The following is a 13,298-nucleotide window of genomic DNA, read 5'->3' as shown; positions in this document are numbered from 1 at the left end:
ACGTAGAGATTTTGCGCGCACAAGGTAAAAACATGGTGACGTTCACCGTCGGCGCAGCGCGTTTCTAGTGTTTGCCGGTACGGTGTCGTGGTGTGATGAAATTTCTTAAGGGTATCTCATTCGCACAGCTCGCCGCCGGCGCGCTCGCCGCGGTGACCTCGTTCCTCCTATCGAGCAAAATCGGCATCGCGGGATCGGTGATCGGCGTGGCCGTCGGTTCGGTGGTGTCCGCGATCTCGTCGCAGGTCTATCAGAACGTACTCAAAGCGTCGGGGGAGAAGCTACAATCGGCGTTGCCGATCGCGGACGGGGGCGACGGTGACACTGGAAGCGACGATGCGTCCGACTCCGGTAAGACCGCAGCCGGTGAGACCGAAACCAGCGAGACTGAAACCGGCGATGACACCGCCGACCGCGACGGAACCGATATCGCCGATGGTTCCGAAACCACCGTCATAGACGCTCGTGAGAGCGATGCGGAACCAACGGACGATACGACGGTCGTCGCCGACGCGACGGCAGTGCTGGACGCGACGACGGTCTCGAAAACACCTCTCGGACGTTCCGTTACAGGACGGGCCGGTGCTGGCGAACACGGAACGAGCTCGACCTTCGACAAATCCGATACGCGGCTCATCTCCAGCCGCCGCGCCAAGCGCAACGCCATCATCGTGGCCGTCGTCAGCGCATTGGTGGCCGTGGGACTGACCGCGGCGGTGATCATGCTGATCACCCGCGGCGAAGGCACCGACAGCGTGGTGCGAGATCTCGTGCAGCATCCCAGCGTCCAGCAGACGCCGCTGACCACGCAGGACCCTTCTCAGGAGCAACAGGGCGGCCAAGGGGCGACCGATTCATCCACCGATAAGAAGGGCACCTCGTCTACGGATGATACGACGAGCGACACCGATTCGGACGATTCGAGCGACTCAAGCAGCAGTTCCAGCGATTCCAGCAACTCCGGCGACTCCAACGGAAGCAGTGGGTCGTCCAGCGGCTCCACCGGCGATTCGTCCAGCGGCTCCGGTTCAAGTTCCACGGATTCAAGCGGTTCCGGAAGCTCTTCCGGAACCGACTTGGGGACAACCTCCGGCAGCGGAGGATCAACGGGAACCGGAACAGGCGGGTCCACCAGCGGCTCGACCGGCTCGGGGAGTGGGACGGAGAGTGGAACGAGCGGCAGCGGCTCATCATCCTCCGGCTCGTCGGGCAGTTCCAGCGGCACGGCCTCGTCGGCAAGCGGATCCTCGTCAAACGCAAACGAATAGTGCGCAGGATGCCCGCAGCTGGACGCCGTGAACCGCGGTTTGGCGCGGTTGCGGGAGCTGTGACGAGGCAAGTGGCGTGTCGCCAAATCACACCGATGGCATTTGGCGACACGCCGGTCTTGCCGAGTGGGCGAGTCCGTCGTAAACTATCCAAGGTTCAAAACGAACGACAACTGAACAACGGGGCTATGGCGCAGCTGGTAGCGCATCTCCATGGCATGGAGAGGGTCAGGGGTTCGAATCCCCTTAGCTCCACTTCGAGGTGTTCCTTGTGGAATATTTCACCACTGGCTTCGTCGGGCGGCATGTTCTGCTCGCGAAGTCCAGATAATTGCAAACGGGGCTATGGCGCAGCTGGTAGCGCATCTCCATGGCATGGAGAGGGTCAGGGGTTCGAATCCCCTTAGCTCCACAGATTGAGAGGCTTGGAAAGCGTTGATTTTCCAAGCCTCTTCTCGTATTCACACCGTCTGCGGTAAGGCCTGCGGCCCCGGTTTGACCACAAGCTCCAGCAGAAGCTCCGACATGGCGAGTCAGAGCAGGTCGAGATCGTCGTCGAACAGATCAGCGTACTTGTCAACGCTGCTGGTATTTCTACGAAAAAACCGCCGGACGTGTGGTCCGGCGGTCGTGGATTGAGCGTGGAATGCCGAAGAAACGGTTCAGTTCGTGGCTGCGGCGGAAGACGAGGCGTTCGTCGCGTCCGCCTTGACTTTGTCGATGGCGACGACCAGCGCCACAATCAGCGTTTCCAGAGTGTCCTCATGTACCGTGACCTCGTAGGTGTCACCCCAACTGAGCCAGCGTTGCGCGACCTGGGCCACGACGGCACCGCCGCGGCGCACCGTGAAATTCATATTCCACCAGTCGCCTTCAATATCAAGACCTTGCGCGTCGATACGGTATTTCGGTTTGAAGAGGGAGATCTCCTTGTCGATGCTGGCCACCGGAGCGCCGCCCATCAGCACGTCGAAACGCGGCGTCAAACTGAGCACCTTCTTTTCGATGATGGCCACCTCGAGACCTGTGCCCGCGTCGAGGATGCGGAACTTCTTGGGAATGCTCATGAAGCTGCCCTCGACGGTGAAACGCGGATTGCCGGCCGCGTCGCTGACCGTGAACTTCTCGCCGATCGAGAACACCTTCTGTTTGATATACAGCTGTCGCATGGGTCATCCTTTCCTTTTTTCAACAGTGAGCACAAGTCTATGCGAAAGCAGGCGTCTTATGCCGCAGGTCGGAGCCGGCAAACGCGGATTATTGCTGTGAGCCGGAGGCGTAACCGGCGTGGGACGTGCGGTAGTGTGAGGTCGTAGACGAACGATGAAACGACGGAACGATGACGGATGGGGAGAACCATGGCGGAGACGAGGAACGCGACCGACGAACGCGGGGTGCTTGACGCGCTGATCATCGGATCGGGACCTGCCGGCTATACGGCGGCCATCTATCTGGGGCGCGCCGGATTCTCTCCTCTGGTGGTCGCCGGCGCGCTGACGCCGGGCGGCCAGCTGGTCAACACCACCGAGGTCGAGAACTATCCGGGATTCTCGGACGGGGTGATGGGTCCGGAACTGATGGAGTCCATGCGTAAGCAGGCCGAACGGTTCGGTGCGGAGTTCGTATATGACGATGTGACTGAGGTGGATTTCGATGACACGATCAAAACCGTCGCGTTGGCGTCGGGGCGAACGATTCGTGCGCGTGCCGTGATTGTGGCGACCGGCTCGCAAGTGCGCAAGCTGGGCGTGCCCGGCGAAGAGGAATATTCCGGCCGGGGTGTCTCCTATTGCGCGACCTGCGACGGCTTCTTCTTCAAAGACAAGCCGATTGTGGTGGTCGGCGGTGGCGATTCCGCGATGGAGGAGGCCGACTTCCTCTCGCGTTTCGGCTCATCGGTGACCCTGATCCACCGTCGTGACGAATTCCGCGCATCGAAAATCATGTTGGACCGCGTGCGCAGCAATCCGAAAATCACCATACTCACCAACACCGTGGTCACCGCGGTGCGGGGAAGCGGCGTCGCGCCGGCCGTTGCCGAGCCATCGCCCGCGTTGGGAACCGGGCTGAAGATAGCGTCCGCCCCTGGGGGTGCCATAGGCCTGAACGCGGGCTCGCCTGCCATCAGCATCGGCCTCTCCCGCGCGAAACCGGCCGACTCGGTGGCTTCGATCGACATCCGTGACACGGTGACCGGCGAGACCGGCACGATCGAGGTCAACGGCCTGTTCGTGGCCATCGGGCATACGCCGGCCACGGGATTCCTTGCCGGGCAGGTCGACATGGATGATGACGGTTACGTGCTGGTCGAAGGCGCGGGCACCCGCACGTCGGTGCCGGGAGTGTTCGCCGCAGGCGATTGCGTGGACCGCGTCTATCGGCAGGCCATCAGCGCCGCCGGTATGGGCTGCCGCGCCGCCCTCGACGCGCAGACCTACCTCACCGCATAGCTGTCGCGCCCCGCACGGTCGATGATTGTTCGACTCATAGTGAGACATGTCGCCGTCTGATAGTCCTGCTAATCGTGCTGTTAGACTGTGCTGAGGAGGTGGCGAGGGGATATGGCGCAGCATGTCGGTATGAGTGGGGGAGTTCCGCGCACGCGCCGCTGGCCTGTGGCGGTGAGTCTCGCGGCTGTGATCGTGGTGGCGGTCGTGGTGGCGGGGACGCTGGTGTGGAGGCATTTCGGTGGCATGCCGCCGGTGGATGGCATGGTTGCCGCGCCGCAGAGCATGACGGATACGCAATATCCCAAACTCACGTCAGACGTTGATTACGATGGCGACGGCATCGACGACTACACCGACATCCGCCAGGGCGCGCAGGCCGATTCTGCCGCCAAACCCACCTACGATTCCGGCTATTATGACGGCGGATATCCGCCGGACGACCGCGGAGCCTGCACCGACGTGGTATGGCGCGCGTTCAAAAACGCCGGCTATGACCTCAAAGCCATGGTCGATGCCGATATCGAGGCCGATCCCGCGGCCTACGCCGACGTGGTCTCCGCTCCGGATCCCAACATCGATTTCCGCCGCACCGGTGTGCTTGACGTGTTCTTCAGCAAGTACGCGCAGATTCTGACCACGGACACCACAGACTATGCGCAATGGCAGCAGGGCGACATCGTCGTATTCCAAAACGTCAAACACATCGGCGTCATCTCCGACAAGCGCGATCGGAACGGCACCGCGTTCGTCAACCACAACATGGGCCAGGAGCAACGCGAAAACGATTATCTCGCGTTCTCCACGCGCATGGCCGTTACCGGACATTACCGGTGGGATGCGAGCCAGGTGCCCCAATCCGTGCTGCGAGAATGGCAGGCGTGACGAAGCGGGGATGCCGGGCGCATCCTGGGGCGGCGGGTGGTGAGGTTCGTCACACTCGGCGTGAAACCCGCGCGATCCTTGAGGATGTTCGCTAGGCTGGAGGGACGAGCTTTTGAAAGGAGCCTGTTATGGCAACACTCACCGCTGAGATGAAAACCTTCATCGAAAACAATCTGGGCTGGGTCGCCACCGTCTCCAAGGACGGCGAGGTCGATCTGGGGCCGAAGATGAGCATGTACGTGCTCGACGACAGCCACATCGCCTACCATGAGCGCACCGCCGGCCAGATGTACCGCAACCTGCTGGACGGCTCGCAGCTGGTCATCGCCGTCGCGAATCTTGAGACGAAGACGGGCTACCGTTTCCGCGGTAACGTCGTGCTGCACGTCGACGACGATATCTACGACGCCCAGGTCAAGGTGGCCGAGGAGAACGGCACCAAGAAGCCGGCCGTCATCCCCGTGCTGGAGATCACCGAGATCCAGGATCTCACCGCCGGCGCCAAAGCCGGTACGACCATCGTTAAGGACTGACTGACAGACGGTTCCCTTGCTTGACGACCCGTGGGTGGTATCCCGCGGGTCGTTTTTATTTGATGTGGATGAATGTGAATAGTGTGATTTTATCCACCGCCATCCACAGGTTTTTCGAGGCGCTTGCATGCGATGAAATGACTGTGCGATGCTGTCTGCGATCGGGCGAGGACGCCCGGTTCCCGGCCCGGTGCCGGGAAAACAAGGAAAGGCAGGCGGTGAACATGGACGAGACGAATGAGATGGAGGACAACCCGTGGGTGAGGCGTTTCCTCGATGATGTGGACACGCAACGCGTGTCCGAGGAGCAGGTGCCGCGTGTGGAGAAACTGCTCCGTCTGATCGCCGACGAGGCCATGCGCCGCGGGTACGCCGTATTGCGTCCAGATGATGTCGAGACGGTGGAACGGCATCAGGAGGATCTGGCTTGGGCGCATATCGCGATACGCAAGGAGGATGTGACGTATTTCATGCAGGTCAGCGAATCCTCCCAGCCCGGCATGCCCGCCCGCGAGCCGTTCTCGCGCAAACCCGGGCAGACGGACGAATGCCCGGCGTGGATGGACGCGCGCAACTATGAATTCGCCGGCACGGGCGTACTGACGCTGGCGATACGCAGTGAGGTCTCCCAATGGCATCAGCGCACATGCAAGGATTCCGACCGCACCCATATCGAGGATCGACTCGGCAAGGTGTTCGATTCCCTGGATCTTGGCAACAAGCGGCGGGAGCAGGAACGCCGGTATCGAGAGGAGCGCGAACGGCGCAAGCAGGAGATGTACGCGGCATACCGGCTGGAAAAACTCGCCGAAACATTGAAACAGCGCTCCGGCGACTATCAGGAATGGCTGCAGCAGGGAGAGTACCTGAACATGCTCGAACGCGCGGTCCTGCGTCAGGATGGTGTGATCTCGACGCCCGTCCAGAAAGACATCGATACGCTGCGCGAGCATCTGCGCGCCTCCAACCCATGGAACGACGAGGACAATCTTCTCTTCGAGATTCCCAAACCCTCGGACTACGAGCTGGAACTGTTCGAACGCCAACGCGGCGGCACCCGCCAATCATACGGATTCAATTCGTTCGCCGCGAACAACGCGGCATCGTCGTATAGGGATGGCACGTGGTCGTATCCGTCGAACGGCGCGAACCGGTACGAGTACGCGGGCTCCATGTCGGCGGAGCAGCGCTCCGCCCACGGATACTCGCCGGTGCCGGTCACGGTGAACCATATCGAGCCGGAATACGCCGAGGATCCCTTCTGACGCGCCCGGCGGTCAGCCGAGTTTGCCGGTGCGGATGACGCGATGGACGCCGGCGGAGTCGGTGGTGGCGAACAGATAGGTGTCGCCGCCGTCTTTGAGCTTGAGTTTGGCGCGCAGTTGCGGGGCGCTGAGCGGAAAGTTGCGTACGGCGATATTCGCGTGCGTGAGCCCACCGAGCGCCTGCTTGAGCTCGCGCTTGTTCATGGTGCAGACGCTGTCGATGGCGAATGCGCGTCCGGGGAATCCGGTCTGAGGTTCGGCCGCGACGAAGAGATGGCTGTTCGGTGCGATCTGGCATACGTCGAATCGCATCGACAGCTGCGCGAAACAGCCCGCCTTCATAATCGAGGCGTTCGGCTCGTACAGATACCGCCACGAAGCGGGATCCGTGAGGTCGGGAAGCTCACGTTCGTGTGATGCGAAGCGTTGCCGCGCGCCGGCATCCTCAACGCTCGGCAGGTCGGATATGGGCGGCAGAGGTTCGAACACCTCGTCATCGTTGACGCAGACCATACGTGGAGTGGCGTGGCGCTCGCGCGAAAGCACCAGCAACAGTTCCTTGCATTCGTTGGCGGTGGAAACGATATGCGTTTCGGCCACAAGTCCCTCGAAATCCTCGACCGTTTTATGCCAATCCAACATGGGGGAGAGTTTGACCATCACATGCGGCGCCTTGCCGAGCAGAGCGTCGCATAGGCCGAGCACGTCCGGCGTGCAATCCTGGATCGCATAGGTGCGCGCGCCATGCGCGTCGCGGCGTGCGGGGTCAAGGAAGATGAAATCGACCTGCGGCATCTCGCGCAGGAAATCCTCGGCATCGGCGTTGACGACGCGCACATGGTCCAAGCCGAGCGCGGCCATATTGTGTTCGGCCAACGCGCACAGATTCGCCTGGCGTTCGACATACACGGCATCGTCGAATTCGCGCGCCAGATACGAGCCGTCCACGCCGAAACCGCCGGTCAGATCCACCATGGAAGTGCGATGCGACCCGTCGACGGCGACAAGCCGGCGCGCCACCCGCCGCTTGTATTCGGCGGTGGCCTGCGACGAGCATTGCTCCATCGACAGATGCGGCGGATACAGCACCCCATCGCATGCCGCCCATGCGGGAAGCTTGGCGCGCGCGGTCTGCCATCCGGCGATCTGGTCGAGCGCGAACGGCAGGTCGAGCCGGTCGTCGCGTTTGGCCCGCAACGCCAGATCACGCACGTTCTCGGTGCGGTATTGGCGGATGAACGTCAACGTCTCGTCGGAAATATTCACCCCATCATTGTAGGGGAGTCGGCATACGCGGCGGACGGGCCGACTGCGCGACGGGCACGGGTGTGGGATGCGGATGAGGGCCGTGTGCGGGACGTGGATGTGGGGCGTGAGCGTGAGTATTGGGCGGCGACAGGAGGGAACGCCCATCGCCGAGGTGATATTCCGTTCGCGTTACAGTGGAAGGCATGGGCACCATACTTGACTACGCGCGCGTGGAATTCCGCACTTTCGCCGAACTGCCGTTCAGCGCTGTGGATTCGCTGATTCTGTCCGAACTCGCCTACATCCGCATGCCCCATGTGGTGCCGAGGTTCGCCGTGCAAGCCCCGCAGACGCCCGTCGCGTCGAACGTGCCGGTCACGGCGCTGCTGCGCGCCGAAGACTATCCGGACATGTTCGTGACCGGTTCCAAAGACGTGAACGACTATCGCCGCCAACTGCTGGTCGCGGTGGCGGAAAGCCCGCGATGGCGGGACCTGCGTGTAGGCGGCTACGTCGAACGCACGGACGCGGACAGTGAGACCCAGTTCGCGGCCATGACCTTCGACCTGTCCGCATGTGTGGGATTTCGCGACTCGGACGCTCCTATGTTGTACGTCGCCTTCCGTGGCACCGACGGCACGCTGGTCGGCTGGAAAGAGGACTTCAATATGGCCGTGCGCTGCCCGGTGCCTTCGCAGATCGCGGCGGCGGACTACCTCGCCGCGCTCGCAGGTGGAGCGGATGCGAGATCACGACTGATGGTCGGAGGCCATTCCAAAGGCGGCAATCTGGCCGTCTACTCCGCGCTGATGCTGGCGCACGACTCGCCGGACGCCTTCGGCCGCATCGAACGTGTGTTCACCCATGACGGGCCGGGCCTGCCCGCACAACTCATGCAAGACGAGACCTTCGCCGCGGTGAGGCGGCTGATCGACAGCACCGTGCCCGAATCCTCGGTGATCGGCATGCTGCTCGAAACCACGGACGACTACACGGTGGTCGCGGCCGACGCCGTAGGCATCATGCAGCACATGGGACGCAGCTGGAGAGTCGCGGATGACGGCGGATTCGACACCGTGCCCGAACTCAACGCGAGCGCGCGCTTCCTCGACCAGACCATCGACACCTGGCTGGACCGCTTCAGCAAAGAGCAGCGCGAGCGCGCCATCGACCAGATCTACGGCATCTTCGCCGCCGCGGGCTATGAGACCTTCGCGGAACTCGCCGCGCATTGGAGCGAATCCCTGCCGAAAATCGCGAGAGCCGCCAAACGCACCGACCCATCCACGCGCGCCCTGCTCGCCGACGTCGTCAAAGCGTTCCCCGCCACCGCGGTGCGTTCGCTGGGCGAGCGGGTCGGCGACAATGTGAAGCCGCAGCGATCCGACGGGCCTTTGGTGAACGGAAACTGAATTTCCGCGTGGGGCGGCGGCAAAGTCGGCACGCAGGGGCTATTCTTAAGGATGGCCTATGCGACAAGACGGCGCGGCCGCGGCGGGACAGGCCGCAAGGCGGACGCCGCCAGCAAAGGCGGCATCGAAGAGACTTTAAGGAACGGTACGCGTATCGGAAGGCGGTGAGAGACGATGTTGAGGATGTTCAGCACCATGAATGGCCAGGTGGAACAGATCGAGAAACCGGAGAATGGTGCCTGGTTATGTTTGAGCGACCCCACCGACGTGGAGCTCGCCACCGTCGCCTCCCAGACCGGTATCGACCTGGCCGACCTGCGCGCCCCCCTGGATGACGAGGAACGCTCGCGCGTCGACGTGGAGGACGACTACACGATGATCATCGTGGACATCCCCACCGTCGAGGAGCGCAACGGACGCGACTGGTACGAGACCATCCCGTTGTCGATCATCATCACGCAAAAGCTCATCATCACCGTCTGCATGCAGGACACCCCGGTGCTGCACCCCTTTATGGAAGGCACGATCCGCGGCTTCAACACGTATATGCGCTCGCGGTTCATCCTGCAGATCCTCTACCGCAACGCGACCATGTACCTGCGCTATCTGCGCATCATCGACCGCGAAAGCGACAAGCTGGAACTGAAGCTGCGCCATTCGATGCAGAACCGTGAGATCCTCATGCTGCTCGAACTGAGCAAAACCTTGGTCTACTTCACCACCTCGCTCAAATCGAACGAAATCGTGATGGAGAAGCTGACCACGCTTTCGCGCATCAAGCAGTATCCGGAGGACGAGGACCTACTCGAGGATGTCATCACCGAAAACAAGCAGGCCATCGAGATGGCGAACATCTACAGCGGCGTTCTTGCGAACATGACCGACGCGTTCGCCTCCGTGGTGTCGAACAATCTGAACAACGTGATGCGCATCTTCACCATCATCTCGATCACCCTGTCGATTCCGACCCTGATCTTCTCGATGTACGGCATGAATTTCGACGGCAATATGATGGGCATGCCCTTCACCGACAAGCCGTGGGGATTCGCGCTCGTCATCGTGCTGTCGATGGCGATCTCCGCCGTGGTGACGTGGTTCCTCACCCGTTCGCGCCTGTTTAAGTGACCGCCTCGGGCCGATTCGTCTCGGATGACGGTTGGCCGGGCGTCGCGTGTCCAGTTGCGCGGCTAGTTTGCTGAGTTATGAGTGAGAACGCAACCGACGAACCGATGTACCGTTACAACGCGCGTCTGGCGCAGGACATCGAGACCAAATGGCAGAAGATCTGGGATGACGAGGGCACCTTCTGGGCCGCGAATGTGAGCGGCGACCTGAAGGACGGCAAGGGCCGCAACGCCGAGGGCCGTCCCTCGTATTTCGCGATGGACATGTTCCCGTACCCCTCCGGCAAGGGCCTGCACGTCGGCCATCCGCTGGGCTATCTGGCCTCCGATGTGGTGAGCCGCTATCACCGTATGAAGGGCGAGAACGTGCTGCACGCCATGGGCTACGACGCCTTTGGCCTGCCTGCTGAACAGTACGCCGTGCAGACCGGCCAGCATCCGCGCGTGACCACCGAGGCGAACATCGCCAATATGAGCCGTCAGCTGCACCGTATGGGCCTGAGCTTCGACAACCGCCGCAGCTTCGCCACCATCGACCCCGGTTATGTGCGTTGGACGCAGTGGATCTTCTCGCGCATCTACGATTCCTGGTACGACGAGACCGCCGACAACCGCGACGGCGGCAAGGGTGCGGCACGCCCGATCGCCGAACTCGTCGAGCAGTTCGAGAACGGTTCGCGTGCGATCCCCGGTTTCGAGGGCAAGGCGTGGGGTGATTTGAGCCAAGCCGAACAGGCCGATGTGCTCAACGACTTCCGCATCGCCTATATCTCCAAGTCGCCGGTCAACTGGTGCCCGGGCCTGGGCACCGTGCTCGCCAACGAGGAGGTCACCGCCGAAGGTAAGTCCGAACGCGGCAACTTCCCCGTGTTCCAGCGCGAGCTGCGCCAGTGGTCCATGCGCATCACCGCCTACGGCCACCGCCTGATCGCCGACCTCGACGGCATCGACTGGCCAGAGAAAGTCAAGCTCATGCAGCGCAACTGGATCGGCGAATCCCACGGCGCCTCCGTGCATTTCGACGTGGCCACCCCGGCCGGCGTCAAGGACATGGAGATCTACACCACCCGTCCCGACACCCTGTTCGGCACCACCTTCGCCGTCGTCTCCCCGGAGCATCGTCTGCTGGCCGACGTGCCCGCCGAATGGCCGGCCGAAACGCCCGAGATGTGGAAGGGCGGCTATGCCACGCCGGTTGAGGCCGTCGCCGCCTACCGCAAGGCCGCCGAAGCGAAAACCGCGAAGGACCGCGTGGACGCGGCCGGCGAGAAGACGGGCCTGTTCACCGGCCTGTACGCCGTCAATCCCATCACCGGCGCGCAACTGCCGCTGTTCACCGCCGACTACGTGCTTATGGATTACGGCACCGGCGCGATCATGGCCGTGCCGGGCGGCGACCAGCGCGACTACGATTTCGCCGTCAAGTTCGGCCTGCCGGTGATCTACACCGTCCAGCCGCTGCCCGAATCCGGCGACGATCTGGCCAACTATGAGGGCAAGGCCCCGTTCGTGAGCCACGACGGCATCGTGATCGACTCAGCCGTCGAAGCCACCAAGGCCAACGGCGAGCCGCTGAGCATCAACGGACTGCGCGTCGACGACGCCATCGACAAGGTGAACGCGTGGCTGGAGTCCGCGGGCGTCGGCAAGGGCACCGTGTCCTACCGTCTGCGCGACTGGCTGTTCTCCCGCCAGCGCTACTGGGGCGAGCCCTTCCCGATCGTCTACGGCGAGGACGGCACCCCGCATCTGCTGCCCGACGACCAGCTGCCCATCAACCTGCCGGACGTGCCGGACTATTCGCCGCGCACCTTCGATCCGATGGACGCCGAATCCAATCCCGAAGCGCCGCTGAGCCGCAACGAGGACTGGGTGAAGGTCGAACTCGATCTGGGCGACGGCGTGAAGACCTACTACCGCGACACCAACACCATGCCGAACTGGGCCGGCTCTTGCTGGTACTACATGCGCTACATCGACCCGACCGATGCCGAGCATATGGTGGAAGGCGCGGAATACGACTACTGGATGGGCGCGAACCACAACCGGTATTCGGGTGCCGAAGGCGGCGTGGACCTGTATATCGGCGGCGTCGAGCACGCCGTGCTCCACCTGCTGTACTCGCGCTTCTGGCACAAGGTGCTCTACGATCTGGGCTATGTGAATTCGGCCGAACCGTTCCACAAGCTGTTCAACCAGGGCATGATCCAGGCCTACGCCTACACCGATGACCGCGGACAGTACGTGCCCGCCGCCGAAGTGGTGGAGGGGCCGGCCGACGAGAACGGCGAGCCGACGTTCACTTGGAACGGCGAGCGTGCGAACCGCGAATTCGGCAAGATGGGCAAGAGCCTGAAGAACATCATCACGCCGGACGACATGTACGACAACTACGGCGCCGACACCTTCCGTCTGTACGAGATGAGCATGGGTCCGCTCGACGAGTCCCGCCCGTGGAACACGCGCAACGTGGTCGGCGGCATGCGTTTCCTGCAGCGTCTGTGGCGCAACGTGATCGACGAGACCACCGGCGAGGTGCGCGTGAGCGACGGCGAGCCGGACATGAAGACGCTTAAGCTGCTCAACAACACGATCGCCGACGTGACCGTGGAGATGGAGGCCATGCGTCCGAACACGGCCATCGCCAAGCTCATCGTGCTCAACAACCATCTGACCTCACTGGATGCCGTGCCTCGCGCCGCCGTCGAGCCGCTGATCCTCATGCTCGCGCCGATCGCGCCGCATATCTGCGAGGAGATGTGGAACAAGCTCGGCCACGCGGAATCCCTGTCCGCCGAGCCGTGGCCCGTCGCCGACGAGCGCTACGTGGGCCAGGACACCGTCACCGCGGTGGTGCAGATCAAGGGCAAGGTGCGCGCCAAGCTCGAGGTCGCGCCCGACATCGACCCGGCCGAACTGGAACGACTCGCGCTTGAGGCCGTCGCCGACCGTCTGGGAGGCAAGGCTCCGCGCAAGGTGATCGTCAAGGCACCGAAGATCGTTTCGATCGTGCCCGCCGAATAAGCCGGTGCTCCTGCGATTCGCAGTGGTGAACATGCTGATGTGGATAACCGCATAGGCTGGAACCACATCACCCTGTTCGACTGGACAACGCG

The 13,298-nt window shown here is 62.6% G+C and carries 10 protein-coding genes and 2 tRNA genes; 10 read left to right on the top strand and 2 right to left on the bottom strand.

The features are described 5' to 3' along the window. Positions 1-92 precede the first annotated feature (92 nt). The 3 genes from AC1AV0_RS00575 to AC1AV0_RS00565 all read left to right on the top strand — a co-directional run bounded on the left by AC1AV0_RS00575 (position 93) and on the right by AC1AV0_RS00565 (position 1,680). The gene (locus tag AC1AV0_RS00575) at positions 93-1,268 is read left to right on the top strand and encodes a hypothetical protein (protein WP_476570589.1); all 1,176 of its coding nucleotides are present in this window, start codon (positions 93-95) and stop codon (positions 1,266-1,268) included. 182 nt (positions 1,269-1,450) lie between these two features. Continuing rightward, positions 1,451-1,523, top strand: a tRNA-Ala gene (locus tag AC1AV0_RS00570). Between the two features lie 84 nt (positions 1,524-1,607). Next, positions 1,608-1,680, top strand: a tRNA-Ala gene (locus AC1AV0_RS00565). A gap of 250 nt (positions 1,681-1,930) precedes the next feature. Here the strand turns inward: AC1AV0_RS00565 and AC1AV0_RS00560 are convergent. Further along, entirely contained in the window at positions 1,931-2,437 is a 507-nt protein-coding gene (locus AC1AV0_RS00560; protein WP_476570588.1) for an LURP-one-related/scramblase family protein, read from the bottom strand. Positions 2,438-2,626: 189 nt separating this feature from the next. On the opposite strand from AC1AV0_RS00560, the gene AC1AV0_RS00555 reads away from it, so the two are divergent. The 4 genes from AC1AV0_RS00555 (at position 2,627) to AC1AV0_RS00540 (ending at position 6,398) form a co-directional block, all read left to right on the top strand. After that, entirely contained in the window at positions 2,627-3,718 is a 1,092-nt protein-coding gene (locus AC1AV0_RS00555) for an NAD(P)/FAD-dependent oxidoreductase (protein WP_476570587.1), read from the top strand. 111 nt (positions 3,719-3,829) lie between these two features. Further along, positions 3,830-4,600: a DUF1287 domain-containing protein gene (locus AC1AV0_RS00550; protein ID WP_476570586.1), complete on the top strand. Its 771-nt coding sequence runs from the start codon at positions 3,830-3,832 to the stop codon at positions 4,598-4,600. Positions 4,601-4,728: 128 nt separating this feature from the next. Next, positions 4,729-5,133, top strand: coding sequence for a pyridoxamine 5'-phosphate oxidase family protein (locus AC1AV0_RS00545; protein WP_476570585.1), 405 nt, complete (start codon positions 4,729-4,731; stop codon positions 5,131-5,133). A 224-nt stretch (positions 5,134-5,357) separates the two neighbouring features. Beyond that, positions 5,358-6,398, top strand: a complete 1,041-nt coding sequence (locus tag AC1AV0_RS00540) for a hypothetical protein (protein WP_476570584.1) — start codon at positions 5,358-5,360, stop codon at positions 6,396-6,398. 12 nt (positions 6,399-6,410) lie between these two features. Here the strand turns inward: AC1AV0_RS00540 and AC1AV0_RS00535 are convergent, their stop codons facing one another. Continuing rightward, complete coding sequence (locus tag AC1AV0_RS00535) at positions 6,411-7,664, bottom strand: THUMP-like domain-containing protein (protein ID WP_476570583.1); 1,254 nt, start codon at positions 7,662-7,664, stop codon at positions 6,411-6,413. Positions 7,665-7,849: 185 nt separating this feature from the next. Between AC1AV0_RS00535 and AC1AV0_RS00530 the strand changes: the two genes are divergently transcribed. The 3 genes from AC1AV0_RS00530 to leuS all read left to right on the top strand — a co-directional run bounded on the left by AC1AV0_RS00530 (position 7,850) and on the right by leuS (position 13,206). Further along, the gene (locus AC1AV0_RS00530; protein ID WP_476570582.1) at positions 7,850-9,058 is read left to right on the top strand and encodes an Mbeg1-like protein; all 1,209 of its coding nucleotides are present in this window, start codon (positions 7,850-7,852) and stop codon (positions 9,056-9,058) included. 174 nt (positions 9,059-9,232) lie between these two features. Next, complete coding sequence (locus AC1AV0_RS00525; RefSeq protein WP_476570581.1) at positions 9,233-10,183, top strand: magnesium transporter CorA family protein; 951 nt, start codon at positions 9,233-9,235, stop codon at positions 10,181-10,183. Between the two features lie 77 nt (positions 10,184-10,260). Beyond that, positions 10,261-13,206 (top strand): leucine--tRNA ligase, encoded by a 2,946-nt coding sequence (gene leuS, locus AC1AV0_RS00520; RefSeq protein WP_476570580.1) that lies wholly within the window; start codon positions 10,261-10,263, stop codon positions 13,204-13,206. The last annotated feature ends 92 nt before the right edge of the window (positions 13,207-13,298 follow it).

This window comes from Bifidobacterium sp. LH_558, from assembly GCF_056356295.1.
This window is presented reverse-complemented; position numbering and strand designations above follow the sequence as displayed.